Origin of the sequence: Rummeliibacillus sp. NPDC094406 (assembly GCF_044763875.1) — a bacterium.
Lineage (GTDB): Bacteria > Bacillota > Bacilli > Bacillales_A > Planococcaceae > Rummeliibacillus.
Genome location: NZ_JBIWGZ010000003.1, coordinates 15,178 through 31,974 on the forward strand (window position 1 = coordinate 15,178; position 16,797 = coordinate 31,974).

The 16,797-nt window shown below is 34.8% G+C and carries 20 protein-coding genes and 1 pseudogene; 7 read left to right on the forward strand and 14 right to left on the reverse strand.

Going from position 1 to position 16,797, the window contains the following annotated elements; all coding sequences use genetic code 11:
* Window positions 1–46: 46 nt before the first annotated feature.
* From ACIQ4I_RS08405 to ACIQ4I_RS08430, 6 genes are read right to left on the reverse strand one after another with little or no spacing between them, the layout of a single operon-like run.
* Entirely contained in the window at window positions 47–1,324 is a 1,278-nt protein-coding gene (locus ACIQ4I_RS08405; RefSeq protein WP_403095158.1) for a phenylacetate--CoA ligase family protein, read from the reverse strand.
* A 48-nt stretch (window positions 1,325–1,372) separates the two neighbouring features.
* A complete protein-coding gene (locus ACIQ4I_RS08410; protein ID WP_403095160.1) occupies window positions 1,373–2,548 on the reverse strand; it encodes an acetyl-CoA C-acetyltransferase in 1,176 nt (391 codons plus the stop codon).
* Between the two features lie 27 nt (window positions 2,549–2,575).
* Entirely contained in the window at window positions 2,576–3,232 is a 657-nt protein-coding gene (locus ACIQ4I_RS08415) for a 3-oxoacid CoA-transferase subunit B (RefSeq protein ID WP_403095163.1), read from the reverse strand.
* Entirely contained in the window at window positions 3,210–3,905 is a 696-nt protein-coding gene (locus ACIQ4I_RS08420; RefSeq protein WP_403095165.1) for a CoA transferase subunit A, read from the reverse strand. Before ACIQ4I_RS08420 ends, ACIQ4I_RS08415 begins: the two co-directional genes overlap by 23 nt.
* A gap of 38 nt (window positions 3,906–3,943) precedes the next feature.
* Window positions 3,944–5,152 (reverse strand): FAD-dependent monooxygenase, encoded by a 1,209-nt coding sequence (locus ACIQ4I_RS08425; RefSeq protein ID WP_403095168.1) that lies wholly within the window; start codon window positions 5,150–5,152, stop codon window positions 3,944–3,946.
* Window positions 5,152–5,562: an acyl-CoA thioesterase gene (locus ACIQ4I_RS08430; protein WP_403095170.1), complete on the reverse strand. Its 411-nt coding sequence runs from the start codon at window positions 5,560–5,562 to the stop codon at window positions 5,152–5,154. Before ACIQ4I_RS08430 ends, ACIQ4I_RS08425 begins: the two co-directional genes overlap by 1 nt.
* Before the next feature lie 194 nt (window positions 5,563–5,756).
* Here ACIQ4I_RS08430 and ACIQ4I_RS08435 point away from each other — a divergent pair, with 194 nt between their 5' ends.
* A complete protein-coding gene (locus ACIQ4I_RS08435) occupies window positions 5,757–6,545 on the forward strand; it encodes an IclR family transcriptional regulator (RefSeq protein WP_403095173.1) in 789 nt (262 codons plus the stop codon).
* On the forward strand, window positions 6,526–7,305 hold the full coding sequence (locus ACIQ4I_RS08440; protein WP_403095176.1) for an IclR family transcriptional regulator: 780 nt from the start codon (window positions 6,526–6,528) through the stop codon (window positions 7,303–7,305). Before ACIQ4I_RS08435 ends, ACIQ4I_RS08440 begins: the two co-directional genes overlap by 20 nt.
* A gap of 208 nt (window positions 7,306–7,513) precedes the next feature.
* Here the strand turns inward: ACIQ4I_RS08440 and ACIQ4I_RS08445 are convergent.
* Both ACIQ4I_RS08445 and ACIQ4I_RS08450 read right to left on the reverse strand, forming a co-directional pair.
* Window positions 7,514–8,015, reverse strand: a pseudogene (locus ACIQ4I_RS08445) (phenolic acid decarboxylase).
* Between the two features lie 170 nt (window positions 8,016–8,185).
* The gene (locus ACIQ4I_RS08450) at window positions 8,186–9,082 is read right to left on the reverse strand and encodes a LysR family transcriptional regulator (protein ID WP_403095179.1); all 897 of its coding nucleotides are present in this window, start codon (window positions 9,080–9,082) and stop codon (window positions 8,186–8,188) included.
* A gap of 151 nt (window positions 9,083–9,233) precedes the next feature.
* On the opposite strand from ACIQ4I_RS08450, the gene ACIQ4I_RS08455 reads away from it, so the two are divergent.
* The gene (locus ACIQ4I_RS08455) at window positions 9,234–9,995 is read left to right on the forward strand and encodes an SDR family NAD(P)-dependent oxidoreductase (RefSeq protein ID WP_403095182.1); all 762 of its coding nucleotides are present in this window, start codon (window positions 9,234–9,236) and stop codon (window positions 9,993–9,995) included.
* Between the two features lie 32 nt (window positions 9,996–10,027).
* Window positions 10,028–10,891 carry an MBL fold metallo-hydrolase gene (locus ACIQ4I_RS08460; RefSeq protein WP_403095185.1) on the forward strand — a complete coding sequence of 288 codons (864 nt, stop codon included), beginning with the start codon at window positions 10,028–10,030 and terminating at the stop codon, window positions 10,889–10,891.
* Window positions 10,892–11,290: 399 nt separating this feature from the next.
* Here ACIQ4I_RS08460 and ACIQ4I_RS08465 read toward each other — a convergent pair whose 3' ends face one another.
* Window positions 11,291–11,437: a hypothetical protein gene (locus tag ACIQ4I_RS08465; protein WP_403095188.1), complete on the reverse strand. Its 147-nt coding sequence runs from the start codon at window positions 11,435–11,437 to the stop codon at window positions 11,291–11,293.
* A gap of 890 nt (window positions 11,438–12,327) precedes the next feature.
* Window positions 12,328–12,666, reverse strand: a complete 339-nt coding sequence (locus ACIQ4I_RS08470) for a hypothetical protein (protein WP_403095191.1) — start codon at window positions 12,664–12,666, stop codon at window positions 12,328–12,330.
* A 218-nt stretch (window positions 12,667–12,884) separates the two neighbouring features.
* On the opposite strand from ACIQ4I_RS08470, the gene ACIQ4I_RS08475 reads away from it, so the two are divergent.
* The 3 genes from ACIQ4I_RS08475 (at window position 12,885) to ACIQ4I_RS08485 (ending at window position 14,257) form a co-directional block, all read left to right on the forward strand.
* Window positions 12,885–13,571 carry an MBL fold metallo-hydrolase gene (locus tag ACIQ4I_RS08475; RefSeq protein ID WP_403095193.1) on the forward strand — a complete coding sequence of 229 codons (687 nt, stop codon included), beginning with the start codon at window positions 12,885–12,887 and terminating at the stop codon, window positions 13,569–13,571.
* Window positions 13,572–13,861: 290 nt separating this feature from the next.
* Complete coding sequence (locus ACIQ4I_RS08480; protein WP_403095196.1) at window positions 13,862–14,056, forward strand: hypothetical protein; 195 nt, start codon at window positions 13,862–13,864, stop codon at window positions 14,054–14,056.
* A 3-nt stretch (window positions 14,057–14,059) separates the two neighbouring features.
* Window positions 14,060–14,257 (forward strand): YwbE family protein, encoded by a 198-nt coding sequence (locus tag ACIQ4I_RS08485; protein WP_403095199.1) that lies wholly within the window; start codon window positions 14,060–14,062, stop codon window positions 14,255–14,257.
* A 246-nt stretch (window positions 14,258–14,503) separates the two neighbouring features.
* On the opposite strand, the gene ACIQ4I_RS08490 is transcribed toward ACIQ4I_RS08485, so the two are convergent.
* The 4 genes from ACIQ4I_RS08490 to ACIQ4I_RS08505 all read right to left on the reverse strand — a co-directional run bounded on the left by ACIQ4I_RS08490 (window position 14,504) and on the right by ACIQ4I_RS08505 (window position 16,479).
* A complete protein-coding gene (locus ACIQ4I_RS08490; RefSeq protein WP_403095202.1) occupies window positions 14,504–15,091 on the reverse strand; it encodes a GNAT family N-acetyltransferase in 588 nt (195 codons plus the stop codon).
* A 220-nt stretch (window positions 15,092–15,311) separates the two neighbouring features.
* Window positions 15,312–15,707 (reverse strand): VOC family protein, encoded by a 396-nt coding sequence (locus ACIQ4I_RS08495; protein ID WP_403095205.1) that lies wholly within the window; start codon window positions 15,705–15,707, stop codon window positions 15,312–15,314.
* A gap of 215 nt (window positions 15,708–15,922) precedes the next feature.
* Entirely contained in the window at window positions 15,923–16,159 is a 237-nt protein-coding gene (locus tag ACIQ4I_RS08500; protein ID WP_403095208.1) for a hypothetical protein, read from the reverse strand.
* Entirely contained in the window at window positions 16,159–16,479 is a 321-nt protein-coding gene (locus ACIQ4I_RS08505; RefSeq protein WP_403095211.1) for a YbjQ family protein, read from the reverse strand. Before ACIQ4I_RS08505 ends, ACIQ4I_RS08500 begins: the two co-directional genes overlap by 1 nt.
* Between the last annotated feature and the right edge of the window lie 318 nt (window positions 16,480–16,797).

Here is a 16,797-nt window from a genome sequence, read left to right on the forward strand (position 1 = left end):
TTGCATTAATACATTTATTTTACTAACTAGATACAACCAACTAAATTTATACGCTTACTGATTTCAAACGTTGATCGATTATTCGCTTCGCCTTCAACATAAATCGTTCCAAAGAATTAATAGGTACCATTTCCACTGTAACTCTTAACCCAATCTGTTTACGAAGTGATTTCGTCAAATGATCAGCTGTCTCTTTGGAAGCTTCAATTTGGACCTTAATCTGATCCATCTCCTCATGTGTGTAATAAATAATCCTGAATTCTGTGATATCTTCAAATTCTCGAATAATAGATTCGATGGAGGAAGGATAGATGTTCATTCCACGAATCACCACCATATCATCGGAACGGCCAATTATACCCTCAGGTAAAAACTTATAAGGATTCCCACAAGCACAAGTTTCTACAATATTGTTGACGATGTCACCTGTACGATATCGAATTATTGGGTATCCAAAACGCCCCAAGTTTGTTAAGACAAGCTCTCCCTTTTCATTTGGTTTAACTAGTTTACCTGTTTCTGGATTAATGATTTCTGCAATAAATTCCGCTTCGTTTATATGAAGCCCTTTTTGTTCTGTGCAACTATAACCGTAAGCACCCATTTCTGTCATACCAACATGGTCATAAAGTTTTGCACCCCATAACGATTCAATTTTTGAACGAGTTGTTGTTATCGATCCACCTGGTTCCCCTGCTGTAATGATTGTATGGATTGAGGAATTTTTAATATCTGTTCCAATATTATTAGCAACCTCCGCAAGATGTAATGCATAGCTTGGCGTGCAAAGTAGCACAGTTGCATTGTTTTCAATTAGACTATTTAATCGTTCTTCGGAAGTCATAGAGCCACCTGGAATTGCCAGAGCTCCTAGTTTTTGCACTCCTTCATGTGCTGCCCAGAAACCAATAAATGGACCATATGAAAAGGCTAAGTAAGCACGATCCAGAGATGTAACCCCAGCATTTTGAAGAACTTCAACCCAACAATTCGACCACCATTCCCAGCTCTCAGTATTGTCTAATACTTTTAAAGGGCGACCTGTCGTACCCGATGTTTGGTGGTAACGGATATAGCTGCCCTGTGGATAAGTATGATTTTTTCCAAGTGGTGGGTGTAGCTGCTGATCTAATACAAGCTCTTTTTTTGTAGTCATAGGTATGTTTTGCAATTCTGATATGGAGATAATCGGTAAATGAATATTTTTTAATTTTTCTTTATAAAATTCATTGAACCTAGAAACATATACAAGTAATTCATTTAACCTTTGTAACTGGAAAGTCTGTAAATCTACTTCAATACCTCTTATTTTATAACCTTTCATAAACAACTCCCCACTTTCAATTCAAGATATCGTCTACTCTATTTAAAACTAGATTCTTTCCCAAACACTTGCTATACCTTGACCTCCGCCAATACAGACTGCTGACACCCCATATTTGCCTTGACGTCTTTGTAATTCGTAGATCAATGATAATGTGATACGAGTGCCACTCGCTGCCAATGGATGACCAATTGCAACTGCTCCACCATTTACATTACCTATTTCTAAATCAAATCCAAGCTCTTTTTGACAAGCTAAGTATTGTGCAGAAAATGCTTCATTAATTTCTAACAAATCCATATCATTTATCGTTAAACCTACTTTTTTTAATGCATTTTGTATAGCTGGGACAGGACCAATCCCCATATATTGGGGCTGGACACCTACCACATCCCAAGAGACTAATCGCGCTAGTGGTTTTAATCCTTTCTCCTCTGCATATTCACTTGTTGTAAGAATAACTGCTGCTGCTCCGTCAACCATCCCACTTGCACTTCCTGGTGTAACAACACCATCATTTATAAATTTTGCTTTTAATTTTGATAGTTTCTCAAGACTTGTTTCTCGAACATGCTCGTCCTCATCTACGATATGCTCACCTTTTTTTCCTTTCACTGCTATTGGAACAATTTCATTTTTGTAGTATCCTTTTGCTCTTGCTTCTAATGCTCGTTCATGACTAGATAATGCATGTTGATCAATTTCTTCACGAGTAATACCATATTTTTTGGCTATATTTTCTGCGGTAACGCCCATTGAACAGCCACTGTAAGTGTCATATAAACCATCCCATACCCAATCTTCAATTTGTGAACCACCTAGTGGGCTACCCCAACGCATGCCACGAATAACGTGAGGAACTTGGCTCATACTCTCTGTTCCGCCTGCTAATACCACTTTCGCCTCACCTGTTAAAATGTAGCGTGCGCCTGTTAAGATTGCTTCAATACCTGTTCCACATAAACGATTAATTGTTAGAGCTGGTACTGGAATTGGAACTCCAGATTTCAATGCAATATGCCGTGCTAAAAAATGCGCATCCTTGCTTGACTGTTGAACGTTTCCAAACACAACTTGATCAATATCCTCGGATGTTATATTTGCTTTTCGAATTGCTGCTTTAGAAGCCACAACGCCTAAATCTGTAGCAGAAATGTCCCGGAAATAACCAGAAATTTCAGAAAACGCAGTGCGTGCTCCTTCTACTAAAACAATATTTGTCATCTCAACTTCCTCCATATTTAAAACATCTTATTTAGGTATTCCTAATATAGAATCTACATATTCTAGCTGGATCCCTACTTTTTCACTTAGTTCTTTTAATGTCATATCTTCAAGTATTTCCAAAACTTTTACACCTTCATTATCGAATTGAAAGACTGCATAATCTGAGACAAAAAGATCTACATTCCGAACTCCACTTGTTTTATATGAAAGATTTTGGACTAATTTAGATTTTCCATTTTTATCAAATAACGTTGCAGCAATGATAACCTTTTTTGCACCTGCTACCAAATCCATTGCTCCACCAACACCTAAAATCGGTTGATCAGGTACTGCCCAGTTAGCGATTTCCCCTCTTACGTCAACCTCAAGAATTCCTAAGATTGCCACATCTACATGACCACCTCTGATCAATGCGAATGAATCCACACTATTAAAATAAGATGCTCCACTTATTGCAGTAACCGGTTCTTTCCCTGCATTAATCAAATCGATGTCCAATTCTTCTTCTGTTGGCGATGGTCCGATTCCTAACAAACCATTCTCAGATTGAAGAAATACTCGTTTATCTCCAAGAAATTGCGGCACTAATGTAGGAATTCCAATCCCTAAATTAACGATTTGACCTTCCTCTAATTCTTGCGCAACACGTTTGGCAATCTTAAATCGTGTATTTTGTGCCAACGTATTCGCCCCCCTTCTTTATGAAATTTGTTTTGACAATATAATCTACATAGGCATGTGGCGTAACGATATGTTCTGCATCTAATTCTCCTACTTCCACAATTTCATCCACTTCAGCAATGACAATCTTTCCTGCTGTCGCAACCATTGGGTTAAAATTACGAGCGGTTGTATGATAAACTAGATTTCCTAGTTTATCTGCTTTTGCTGCTCTAACAAATGAAACATCTCCTTTGATGGCTTGCTCAAAAATATACCGTTCCCCATCAATCAGTCGTTCCTCTTTTCCAAACGCTAGTTCTGTTCCAACTGCCGTTTTTGTATAAAACCCACCTATACCTGCACCACCAGCACGAATCGCTTCTGCTAAAGTGCCTTGTGGAACTAGCTTAATCTCAATTTCCCCTTGCTGCCATGCATGTACTACTGGTTTATTCGTTGTAAAAAATGACCCAATAATTTTTTTTAGTTTTCCTGCTTCAAACAATTTATGAAGTCCCTGACCATCTTCTCCTAAATTATTACTAACAACCGTCAAATCCTCTACATCACTATTTAATAAATCATAGATTAGCGTTAAAGGACTGCCTGACAAGCCAAAACCGCCAACTAATAATGTATCTCGGTTTTTCACTAAATTTCTTACTTCACTAGCCTCGATTAATTTATTCAAAGAATAACCCTCCCTTTTATCCGAGCTGACATTTGAGTTTAATATTTTGTAGATAATTGAGGATGACCTGTTTTCGGACCAAACGGACCCTCATCCAACCATTTACCAAGCGCTGGAATATGTGGCGCTAAGAAAGCACTCATTTCTCGTTTTAGATGAATTTCTTCGCTCGTTCCTTGAATATGTTCAAGTGCCAGATTTGAACATTCACGATTCCAGCGACCAGCAGCTAGACGTTCATTTGCTGCTACTTCAACTGCTTTTCGTGCGTCCTCTCGCGTCTCTGCCTGTAGAGCTTTTGCAATGCCATTTACTCCGATAATGGCATCCGGAACACCAGAATTTAAACCACGTGCGCCAAATGGAGCGAATAAATGTGCTGCCTCGCCTGCTAAAATGACACGCTTATGTTCGTCTGTATAGTTACTTGCAACTGCTTGATAGAATGTATAACTTGAAATCCAAGTAATATCTTCTGCATATTTTGGATCCATCACTTTCGGTAACCAGTCTTTTACACCTGCTTCTGAAGCATAATAATCCTTATCGTCTTCAGCAAATAGCTGTAAATCGATACGCCAACCTCCTGCAAACGGCACATACATGACGTTACGGCCCCCCACTAATGGGTGATGGTAATGGAAGATTCGCTCAATTGGAGGGGGATTTGCCTCATCCTCTTTCACATCTACAACGATAAATGTATCTGATGTTCGTGGTCCTTCAAATTCGATACCTAAAGCTTGACGAACGGAAGAACGAGAACCATCAGCTGCTAACAGATATTCGGTATGCCAAATTCGTTTTGATGTTACAACTTCCACTCCTTTATCTGAAGTTGTCAGATTCGTTACTGGCTCATCCCAAATAAATTCAACACCCGCTTTTTGACAAGCTTTAAATAACGCTTTTTCAATTTCATGTTGGTGTAAACTTGAAAATGCCGGTAATGTATTCGGTTTTGGAGGTTCATAAACACGTTTGTATACTTCATCTCCACGATAAAAGGTTTTCTTTACTGGCCATACAATGCCGATTTCTGCCAATTGAAAGCCTAATCCAGGTGAAATGCTCTCAAGTAATTTTAATGTTTCTCGATGAATGTAAATTGCTCGACTTCCTGCACGCTCGCGACCCTCTTTCTCCGCTTCAATAATTGTCGCTTTTACACCATGATGATGAAGTGCTAATGCTGCTGTCATTCCAACTGGCCCTGCCCCTATAATTAAAACATTCTTATAATTCATTATTTTCCGCCCCCTAATTTCTGTTCTAATAGTAAATCACGCACTTGATTTGGGATTGAAACTGCCCTCAAGTTCTCTCCTAATGTCGCCCATGCTCGAACACTATAACCTTCAGCTACAAGATTATTTTCAAGAAAAAAACTATAGATTACTTTAAAAATTTTATCTTTGACATAATCTACATGTAGCTGAACTGATAAATCTACATTATATTGAACAGGCTTTTTAAATACACAGTGTGTTTCTAATAATGGGATGATAATTTGCTCTTCTAAAAGTTGTTGTGTTGGATAACCGATTCTCGAAAACAATTCATGTGTCGCTTCATCCATCCATTTATAATAATTTGGATAGAATACAATTCCTGCTGCATCTGTATCGCCCCAGTGAACTTTTACTCTATACTCCATACAGTCCTCCCACTTTTTTATTTATATTTCTCTAAATATTTCAATAACTTATTTGTAAATCATAATAAAAAGGTTTTATGATGAAAAGGTTTGCATTCCGCTATGTGGGATTATAGATTAAAAATTTACGTAAATTGATTATTTTTTCTACTTTAATTAATATTTATCTATACTGTATAAAATGGAGGTTCATTATGACACGTACACCAAACAGTTCGATTACAAACGCGCTACATATCCTGAAATGTTTTTCAATCGATCACCCTGAATTGTCATTAAGTGATATCGCAAACTATACAAACATTTCAAAAAGTACCGCCTGTCGTTTATTACAAACACTTGAAAGTGAAGGATTTATTCACCAAAATGCAATCGATAATAAGTATCTTCTTGGCTCGTCTCTATTATCCTTAGCCCATACCGCTATTAATCAATTTACTTTTTTAAAAGAGACGACCCCTTTTTTAAAAAATTTGACTAATTATACAAAAGAAACCTCATATATTGCCTTATTGGAACACAAAGATGTTATCTATATAAAAAAAGAAGATAGTCCTTTTCGTGTACAAATGCTCTCACATATCGGAAGAAGAAACCCCGCATATTGTACTGGTTCGGGTTTGGCAATGTTAGCATTTATAGATGAACAAACGATTTCCGACATGTTCCCACAACAGTTACCAACCTATACAAAACATACAATTTCTACACTCGAAGAACTACAAGAGGAACTAAAGGTTATCAGGAAACAAGGATATGCCATTTCAAAAGGACAATACACTGAAAATATCATTTCAATTGGGGCCCCAATTTTTAACACTAAACAGAAAGTCATTGCTTCAATTACTGTGACTGGTCCAATCAATCGGATTATGATTAACCTTCATAAATTTATTGAAGCACTTATTCAGGAAAGCGATAAAATTACAAATTTTATCAAGCGGAAAGAAGAGGATGTTTTACTTGAAATATTCACTAAATGAAGCGCACTTTGTTATCTCTGTTAAAAGAGCTATTCAAATATTACGACTATATACACCAAATAGAATTGAACTCGGTATAAAAGAGATAGCAAATTTGCTCGACTTATCTACGAGTACTGTACATCGTTATGTTAAAGAGCTCGAACAAGAGGGATTTCTTATTCAAAATCCTTTTACAAAACAATATAGACTTGGGTTTTCCGTTATTTCCCTCGGAGGAATCATACAATCACATCAGGAGATCTATGAGGAAGCAAATCCTATTTTAGAAAACCTTGCAAATCGGTTTCATTTACCCGCACATATTTGTGTTATGGAATATAATCGAGTAATTTATCTACTAAGAGCAATGGGTGATGCTCCAACGAAGCTTATCACAAAAAGAGGACGCTTCAATGATGTACATTGTACTGCAGAAGGATTGGCGATTTTAGCGTTCAAAAGTAACCCAGTAATTGAAGACATTATTAATCAACCATTAAGAGAGTATACTCCATATACAATAACAGACCCGCAAGAATTAAAAACGCTCATTCATCAAGTTCGATATGATCGTTTCTCTATCACACAAGATATGTTTGCATTAGGTTATATAAGTCTAGCAGTCCCTATACAGAATTATTCAGGTGAGGTTGTCTCATCACTTGCTTTAATTGGAGACTCCAACCAGATTAAGGATATACAATATGAAGAGGTAATATCGGAATTAAAAAATGGGGCAAAGGAAATTTCTATGATGCTAGGATATTATGAAGATTAATTTATACGAGGATTGATAGTGTTCCAAAATCAAGATAAAGGTCGTAGCGGAAGAATCTGTTTTCTAGCAACCCGTTAGTTAAGTGTATACCTTCATATTCTTGCATTTTTTAAATAATCAATCTGTTCATTAAAATAGAAGGCAGTCCTTATAAGGACTGCCTTCTGGTTAATTTTTAGTTGATGACTTCCAAAATTACCATATCAAATTAAAAAGTTAATTTTCCTGAACGGATATCATCGGCCATACCTTCATAAGGAGCTTGGGATATAACTTTTTCATTATTGACACCCTCATTTTTGAAAAACGTGATATCAGCAAACTCAGGAACAACATACTTTGGATAAGTCTCATATTTTAAACGAGACTCTTCCATTAATGGGATGAAATCATTTTGATAACAAACTGTGATTTCCGGATGTTCGTGAACCCATTTCGGGAAGAAGATAACTCCATGCATTCTTTTGTCATTTGGCATAAAATTAAGGGAAACATCGGTACCTGTTGGTTCAGTCCATGAAACTTTACAGACTCCTTCAGTAATTTTAACAACATCAACTTTTTGGTCACGAACCCAGCGACCTCCTACCATCCCACTATGAATACGATAGTCAATAGTATCCTCATTTTTTAATATAAAGTTCATATTCCCAACCATTTTCATAAGTATAAATGTAATGGCTTCCTAAAAATTCGTTAAGTTCTTTCATAAATAGTTCACTCCTTTAATATTACGTAATATACAACATGTAAATAATTACACGTTTAATATTGCATGTTTTAATATACGCTTGTGATATAATGCATTACGGTTCACCGTAACGCATCTAAATGGTTGGAATGAGTCTGGCTCTATCCACTAAAAAGAATCAAACTTATTTTATTTTTTCCCCCATTCTCCAGCATTTCGTAAATATTCAATAGCAAAATCACGAAAGCTATTCACTATAAATGAGCTTTTCCTCTTCTTTAACCATGCAATACCGACAGTTTGAAAACTGGCAGAATCCGAGATTTTTAGCATTCTAGTTTTTTCTAAATATGAACCGAGAAATGAGTATTCTGGAAAAAAGGAAATTCCTGCGCCTTCATTGACAAGCTGCAAGATAATTGACAATTCGTCACCTTCGAAAGAAATTTTCGGTGTAAATCCCGCTCTTTGAAACAGCCTATCCGTTGTTATACGCATACTTTGTCCTTCTTCAAAAATAATAAATCGTTCATCCTTTGCTTCAATTAAAGAAATGCTTTTCCTATTAGCAAAAAGGTGGCCTTTGGGAACAAGCAAATAAACATCTTCGTTGAACAAAGGCATCCACGTAATTTTGTCATTTATGATTGGATTCGGAACAATCATTAAATCAAGTGTTCCATCTAATAATTTTTGAAGGGCAACAGCATCCGGCAACGTATATTGATGAATCTTTATATGTGGACGCTTATTATAAAAGGTGGAAAATAGCGATGGCAATAACTTTGAATTCATCACATTGATGGATAAACTGTCCTCTCGTATATTTGCCAACTCTTGAATTTCCTCTATAGCTTCTCCTAAGCCGAATAAAATCTTTTCTACCTTTTGGTAGAAAATAAGTCCATATTCATTTAAATGGATGGATTTACCCTTCCTATCAAAAAGAGGAACTCCAATTTCATCTTCTAACCGAGCAATCGTCTTACTTAAGAAAGATTGAGAAATCTGTAATTCCAATGCTGCCTTTGACATATGTTCAAGCCGTGCAACAGTTAAAAAATATTGAAGTTGAGTGATTTGCATGAATAACCTCTCCTTATTCCATTTAGGAATAACTTTAGTATTTTATAGATATTGTATCCGTTTGCAAAAGGAATTACAATTTCGATGTAAGATGTCGTCACAAAATAGACAAAAAATTTACGGAAGTATAAACAAATAGGGAGATGGAATTATGCATACAAATAAAGATTTTGAAAATCGTGTTGTATTAATTACAGGTGGTTCTACAGGTATTGGCCGAGCTGCTGCTCTTACATTTGCAAAACGCGGAGCAAATATAGTCATTGGCGATATTGATGACCGAGCAGAAAAAACAGTAGAACTAGTTAAAGCAGAAGGTGTGCAAGCCCTCTTTAAGAAAACCGATGTTGCAGATGCAGAAAGTGTACAAGCATTAGTAGATTTTACAATTGAAAAATTTGGTCGTTTAGACCATGCATTTAATAATGCAGGAGTCCTTCCAAGAACAAAGGAATTTACTGCTATGACGGATGAAGATTTTGATCTTACTATAGGCGTCGATTTAAAAGGCGTATTTTATACAATGCGTTCTGAATTAAAACACTTCGAAAAGGTAGGAAAAGGCACAATTGTTAATACGGCTTCTGTTGCAGGTTTAGTAGCCGACCCAGGTATGGCACCATATGTTGCAGCAAAACATGGTGTTGTTGGTTTAACGAAGGCAGCAGGAATTGAATATATCGGAAAAGGTATTCGTGTTAATGCGATTGCTCCGGGATTAGTAGAAACACCAATGACAAAAGGTTGGTTAGATGATCCTAAAATGCAAGAGATTGTACTTGCGCAAACACCAATTGGTCGCCCTGCAAAACCTGTGGAAATTGCTAATATGGTAGTTTTCTTATCATCAGATGAAGCATCATTCACAGCAGGCCAAGTATTTACAGTAGATGCTGGTCAAACAGCTCATTAATAATACTATACAATTGAAAGAAGGATTTTATCATGTCAAACAAATTGCAAACCAAAGTTTTTATAAGTAGTGATAAACACGGGGGGTTCGGAGTATCTTCCACTATTATTTATGGTCCTACTGAAGCGTTACTGTTTGATGCTCAATTCAGCCGCTCAAATGCACTCCGTTTAGTTGCAGACATTCTTGAAACAGGACGAGAACTTAAACAAATCTTTATCAGTCATTTTCATCCCGACCATTATTTAGGCTTGGGTATTATTAAAGAAGCATTTCCAGAAGCACGTGTAATGGCATACAAAGAAGTTGCCGACGAGGCTAACGAAGCATTCAGCTTCAAAATTGATTATTGGGGTACTGAAGTCTTAGGTAATAATGGATCGAAAATAGTCGTAGATATAGAAAGCATAGACAAACCATATCTTATGGTAGATGGAGAGAAACTTGAAATCCTTGACCTTATGCGAGGCGATGCTGAGCATGTAGCTCCTTTATGGATTCCATCAATAAAAACTCTTGTTGCAAGTGATTTAGTATTTTCTGACGCACATGTTTGGGTAGCAGATGCTCGATTCCCGGAAGATCGACAAGCTTGGCTTGATAATCTTGATAAATTAGAAGCCTTGAATCCAGAGGTGATCATACCTGGACACGCTCCAAACGATAGACCCTACAATCCAAATGGGATTGAATTTACACGCCGTTACTTAAAAGATTTCATGTTTAATCTTAAAGAATCAAATGATTCTGCTGAGTTAATCGAAAGAATGGAAAAACTCTATCCTGAAGCTTCCGTTCATATTTGCTTAGATTTAAGTGCTAAAATTTTGAGAGACAGATACCGCTGGGAAGGAGATTGGCCTCATTCACTCCGTGACACTGACTCCGTATTCTAACTTTAAAAATCTGGTTAAAGGAAAAAGGGATCCGTTTGGATGCCTTTTTTCTTTAGTAATCTTACGCTATTATCTTCAATATATTCTGTATTACTTTTATTAAATTTTGGAACTTAAAATAATCTCTCATAGACACTAAAGCTTATCACGAAAAGCTGCTTTTAGGTCTACTTTTTGCGAAGTCTGTTTTGAACGTCTTTTAAAAACCTCATTTACCAGATTTACCACTATTAATGCTGAACTACATCCTTCACAATCTGGCCCTTTAGTTAAAGAAGGCACAATTCTTTTTCAAGAATAGCGCCCGATTGCTGAATATCGTTTAAAGTCCTTATTAAAATAAAGCCCACTGTTAGCCATCCATTACTTTCTTTAATGATATTTAAATAATAGCCCCTATTAGAAAAGCCATTTAAACAACATAGCTAGAAGGAACAGTGGTACTCCGACAATAATCATCCCAGCAAAAACGTAACTCAAACTTGTTAATATAAACTTAAAGAAATCATAGATTGCCCCAGCTAAATCTTCAACAAATCTTATCAAAATAATCCCCTCCGATTCTTGCTAAGGTTAAGCGCTCTATAATGGAATAAATAAAATATGATCTCAATCATAAAATCACATAATTCTTCACTAAAGCCCCCTTTAGTAAAAAAAGACTTAGCTTTTTCTGTCTAATACCTTTATTGATCTAACTAGCCAATACAGAGCTACCCAAGGTAAAACAAATTTGGTAGCCCATTCGATTAATCTAAAAATTATAGATATTTGATATCCTAAAAAATTTAGAACAGTAAGAAAAACTAATATAATTGCAAAATATTAATAAAATATTTAACTGTTGAATTCAAAGATTTTCTTCTAATAAGTACTGTGATTAAAACTATTAGCCATATGACAATAAGATGAACTAATATGTCATCCCAATAAATTCCACCTAACATTAGTACGCCCCCTCTTTAACGGTTTCGGGTGTATCTATTAACAGGTAGCGCACGGTCGTGATTTTACCATTAATTTTGAACTTACTCGTATCACCATCAACGTGTTTGACGAAAGTAAATTCCGATTTTGCAGCAGCACTATCACTAGTTAATTCATCAAAAATATATGTAATTTGTGATAGTTGTTAATGTTTAATACCTAATGTTGTTCCGATAATCACTATTAGCGCTAAAATAACTTTTTTAGTATTATTACTCATTTATTATCTTTCTCTTAATATTCAATTTGAGATATTTTTTATTAAATAATGGTACTAAGTTAAAAGTAACTTTTAGAGAAGCAGGTGTGCTTTTATCTGATTAAAAGTGAAATGAAGTTCTTATTGTTCCTTCTTAAGAATGAATAACCTCATCGTTATGATCGAAACTTCAAGAAACTCACATTTAACTATAGTAGTAGTAAAAAATATCTACTTCACCATTAAGTTATTAACTAATATCCACTCTAAAAAGCATTTCTACGATGTTATCGTTGTCTACCCCTTTGTTAAAATCTAATTCAACACGAACTACTGGAGAAAGATTAGATTCTGATTCATACATATCCAGATACATAGCCTCTAATTCATTCTCAGTTTGTTCTATTAACTCATTAACACTAAGAGAACTTCTTTCTTTTCTCACCAGAACCATTCTAGATGTTTTAGAATTAGTACCTTTATTCTCATCTAATAAAGCTAGTGCAGAAATAACAGTTTCCCTATCCAATGTCCCATCAGGAAATGACGGACTTAAACGCCCTGCTACCCGAAGTAGCGTTAATCGCACTTTCCTTTCCAATATAATACAATAAAAAACGTTTAAACCTTTTCGTATCAAAGAATTTAACCTATATTTATAATATGATTTACCATGGTTAATTACTCTTTTGCAACAAAATTAGGGCGATATGAAAGGGTTATATCGACTTTTTCCATATCATGTATAATAAGTGTATGGAATTTTAGGTTATCGCATGTTTCATAAACGTGCAGTATGGAGGAAAAATGAAGATAATAGAGCTACCAATTGAATTTGAATTTAACGGGCAAAAAAATTACATTTATCCTAGCTTAATTATATTGAATAATGAACTAACTTTGGTCGATACAGGGTATACAAATTTCTTACCTTTAATTGAAAATGAAATTTTAAAAAATGGATATGAAGTGAAGAATTTAAAGAATATAATCATAACTCACTATGATGATGATCATATAGGTTCCCTATATGATTTCAAAGAAAAGTATCCTTGGATTAACATTATTGCTAGTGAATGTGAATCAAAATACATTAGTGGTGAAATGAAGTCAGAGAGATTGGCTCAAGCCGAGGAAATGCTAGAAAACATGACAAATAAAGATATCGAATTTGGTAAATGGTTTATACAACAATTAAAGAATTTGAAGCATGTTTCAATTGATAAAAAGGTAAATGATGGTGATTTGATTCTAGATGACAAATGTAGAGTAGTAGCAACACCAGGTCATACTTCAGGTCATATTTCATTGTATTTTCCAAGTTTAAAAAGTGTAATTACAGGTGATGCAGCTGTTAATGAGGATCATGAATTGATCATTGCTAATCCGCACTTTTGTTTAAATACTAAGAAAGCACAACAGTCTTTGATAAAGATTAAAAATCTTAAAGCTGAAACTTACTATTGTTATCATGGGGGAAAAGTTAATTTATAATTTTTGGGCTAAACGTAGGTATTCAGCTTTCAAATTAAACAACTTTATTTTTCTGTTTTAGAATAATAATCGTGAATATAATTAACTTTTATACCCTTCCAAATCATTTCATCGTTAGAAAGGGATTGGCTTTATAATGATAAAATTAAATGCCGTTATTATCTCTACACAAAAATTCTAATTGAACCTTGCTCAACTAAAGCCACCGTTACTTTAAGTACATTCTTTCACAAATAAGCGAAAATAGATTATACTGTAGTTAATATCAGACTCAAAAGGAGGAATTTCCTATGACAGAGAATAATCAATCTCAAGCACCAAAAAAGAAAATCAGCCTGCGAGAAGCAGTGAAGCAACAGCTTGAAAACAAAAAGAACCAGTCCTCCGCTAATAAAGGGAAACCGAATGCAGACCTTTCAACAAAAAAAATGAAAAGCCAGCAAGCGAAAAAAGCAACCAGTACCCGCAGAAAAATAGGTGGCTAATCAATGAACGGTCAAAATCGGAAAGACGTATTACCAAATATAACAGTTGATATTGTTTTAAAAAAAGATCAAAAAACGGGAAAGCTTACAAGAGGTATCGTGAAAGATATTCTTACCAAATCAGGCACCCATCCACACGGTATTAAAGTCAGACTAACAGATGGACAAATTGGACGTGTACAGGTAATTCACTCTAATTAAAAGTAGCGAAAAAGCATTCAAGGGTCAGTTCTCTGAATGTTTTTTTTATTATTTTCTTCTTTTCACTTTATTACTTATTCTCTCAGATAGGTAATGGTTTTGTTAAAAGTTGTCTTTAATGTAAATTATCTAGACCTAAATCGTAAAAAAAATAAGGGATGACACATATTATACATGACTAATATGTATCACCCTCTTTACTTGTTTCACAATCGTTGCTTTTTTCTGGAACAACAACATTTTCATTTAATGATTTTTCGTCCACTCTGATTTATTCAATATATAGTGATTATATATTTCGTTTTCTATCGTCTGTTGACTTAGATAAGTAAATCCGCATTTTTTAATAACTTTATTTGATGAAACGTTGTTAATTAAAGCTACTGCGTTAATGACATCTAAATTTATATTTGTAAACAAATAGTCTATCAATCCTTTAGAAGCTTTAGTTGCGTAGCCTTTCTTTTGAAACTCACTTGAAATGGCATACATAATTTCTCTATTCGGTATAGGAAGCTCGTCTTTAATACCTGTACAGCACCAACCAATAAATTCATCCGTTTCCTTGATAAATACCCCTAGTCTTAAAAAATGATCATCTATATTTGATGTATTTACAACGGCATCAAGAAATGCTTTATTTGCTGGTATATCCTCATAGGTAAGCCAATTAACCCGTTGTTCTTTTGTTGATTTCCAGTCTGGTAAAAAATTAAATATTTCTGGTTGATTTGAAATTCTGTATATACTATCAGCATCTTCAATTGAAAACTCTTGAAGATAAATATCTCCACAATCTATCCTAAATAATTTTTCTGATATTTTATGCTTCATAACGCTTCCCCTTGTAAGTCATATTTTCATTACTTCTTTTAGTGAGCAATCGTATTGCATTTAAACTCTTTTTTCTTAATAATAATTATCTCAAAATTCAATTATTTACTCAATCGGTTATATTTACTTCCATTCCAATTTAAAACAACAAAAAAACGCCTCATCCCTTTTAATTCAAAGGTTTTGGCGTTCAGTCAATGAAAATAATCATTGTTAAATTTTATTTTGCATTTACATCTGGTTGATGTATTCCAATTATATTTCCTTCTGTATCAATATAGTAACCTTGCCACGCCATTCCTGGTAATGCGTATTTTGGCAATGCGACTTTGCCTCCGTGGCTCAGAATTTTCTGTTCTGTTAAATCATAATCTTCCACGCCCATTGTACAAACAAATCCATTTACACTTTGATTTGCTTCTGGTGAAGCACCTTGTCGTTGCATTAAAGCACCATTGATTCCCATTTCACCCTCATCACCAGTGACTGCGCCAAAGTAAGGCATACCTGCATAAGCAGTCCAATCTTCAAACTTCCAATCGAAAACCTCTCCATAAAACTTCTTTGCACGATCCATATCATCTACATGAATTTCAAAATGGACTAATCTTCCCATTGTTACCTCCGATTTAATCAACAGATTTATTATTTTCATAAATTATCTAGCAACAAACAACGCATATTTCTATGCAAAATTGCTCGCTTGTTCTTCATTATTATAGCAGTTTGATGGTAAAATATTCAATTATTTGCAATGAGCATATTTTTTATCAATACAGTTTATCTTTACCAACCAAGGTGAAATTACCGCAAGACAAGATACAACAAATACTACTTTTCCTTTCTATAAAAACGCTCCCCTGTTTTTGGATTATAATATACTCTTGTTTTCTCACCCGTAACAGGATCCAGATTCACCTCATTTGTTAACTCAAAACCTGCAGGGGCTTTAGTCTCATTATTGTTTTTATAGCGTTTGTCATATACAAAATATCCAAGTAAAATACATACTAAAACAGCTATAATTTCAAATATGACATAAATACCTATGCCAAAAATCGTTGTCATTATAGCTCTTCCACCACTACTGCTGTTCCATATGCCACAATTTCACTCATGTTATTACCGATTTCACCAGAATCATATCGCATCATGATAATGGCATTTGCACCCATTTGGTTAGCATTTTTAATCATTCGGTCCATAGCTTCTTTTCTGGAATCTTCAAGCATGGCAGTATATTGCTTGATTTCTCCTCCTACTAAACCTTTTAGACCTGCCATAATGTCTCCGCCTAGTCCTCTACTTCTTACAATCAAACCAAAAGTTGGCCCTTTTACTTCAACGACTTTATACCCTTCAATTCGTTCTGTTGTCACTACTAACATATTCATCATCTCCAATTTTTAATTTGTTTAGTTACAAATAACATCTTATGTATTTACTAAGAAGAAATTCCTAGTGTAATTTAATCATAATATAGGTATTCAATAATAGCCAATTATTAATTAATAGAACCATTAAATACTCGTACCATACACCAACACCAAACACGGAGGATATCGCTAATTTCATACATTTACCTCTCCAAACTTCTGTATATAGCGAGCTTTCAAACTAATAATTGTAAAAAGACAATAAAGTTATTTAATAATAAAACCTAAAACAAGCATAACCCCGTTCTAAATTTAGGACGGGGTTAAAAT

What these genes read in the sequence shown, in the direction of transcription:
- ACIQ4I_RS08425 (WP_403095168.1), bottom strand. Translation starts at nt 5,152, where the DNA reads ATGAATTATAAGAATGTTTTAATTATAGGGGCAGGGCCAGTTGGAATG.
- ACIQ4I_RS08485 (WP_403095199.1), top strand. Translation starts at nt 14,060, where the DNA reads ATGAACGGTCAAAATCGGAAAGACGTATTACCAAATATAACAGTTGAT.
- ACIQ4I_RS08405 (WP_403095158.1), bottom strand. Translation starts at nt 1,324, where the DNA reads ATGAAAGGTTATAAAATAAGAGGTATTGAAGTAGATTTACAGACTTTC.
- ACIQ4I_RS08490 (WP_403095202.1), bottom strand. Translation starts at nt 15,091, where the DNA reads ATGAAGCATAAAATATCAGAAAAATTATTTAGGATAGATTGTGGAGAT.
- ACIQ4I_RS08475 (WP_403095193.1), top strand. Translation starts at nt 12,885, where the DNA reads ATGAAGATAATAGAGCTACCAATTGAATTTGAATTTAACGGGCAAAAA.
- ACIQ4I_RS08410 (WP_403095160.1), bottom strand. Translation starts at nt 2,548, where the DNA reads ATGACAAATATTGTTTTAGTAGAAGGAGCACGCACTGCGTTTTCTGAA.
- ACIQ4I_RS08435 (WP_403095173.1), top strand. Translation starts at nt 5,757, where the DNA reads ATGACACGTACACCAAACAGTTCGATTACAAACGCGCTACATATCCTG.
- ACIQ4I_RS08495 (WP_403095205.1), bottom strand. Translation starts at nt 15,707, where the DNA reads ATGGGAAGATTAGTCCATTTTGAAATTCATGTAGATGATATGGATCGT.
- ACIQ4I_RS08450 (WP_403095179.1), bottom strand. Translation starts at nt 9,082, where the DNA reads ATGCAAATCACTCAACTTCAATATTTTTTAACTGTTGCACGGCTTGAA.
- ACIQ4I_RS08505 (WP_403095211.1), bottom strand. Translation starts at nt 16,479, where the DNA reads ATGTTAGTAGTGACAACAGAACGAATTGAAGGGTATAAAGTCGTTGAA.
- ACIQ4I_RS08455 (WP_403095182.1), top strand. Translation starts at nt 9,234, where the DNA reads ATGCATACAAATAAAGATTTTGAAAATCGTGTTGTATTAATTACAGGT.
- ACIQ4I_RS08480 (WP_403095196.1), top strand. Translation starts at nt 13,862, where the DNA reads ATGACAGAGAATAATCAATCTCAAGCACCAAAAAAGAAAATCAGCCTG.
- ACIQ4I_RS08500 (WP_403095208.1), bottom strand. Translation starts at nt 16,159, where the DNA reads ATGACAACGATTTTTGGCATAGGTATTTATGTCATATTTGAAATTATA.
- ACIQ4I_RS08460 (WP_403095185.1), top strand. Translation starts at nt 10,028, where the DNA reads ATGTCAAACAAATTGCAAACCAAAGTTTTTATAAGTAGTGATAAACAC.
- ACIQ4I_RS08430 (WP_403095170.1), bottom strand. Translation starts at nt 5,562, where the DNA reads ATGGAGTATAGAGTAAAAGTTCACTGGGGCGATACAGATGCAGCAGGA.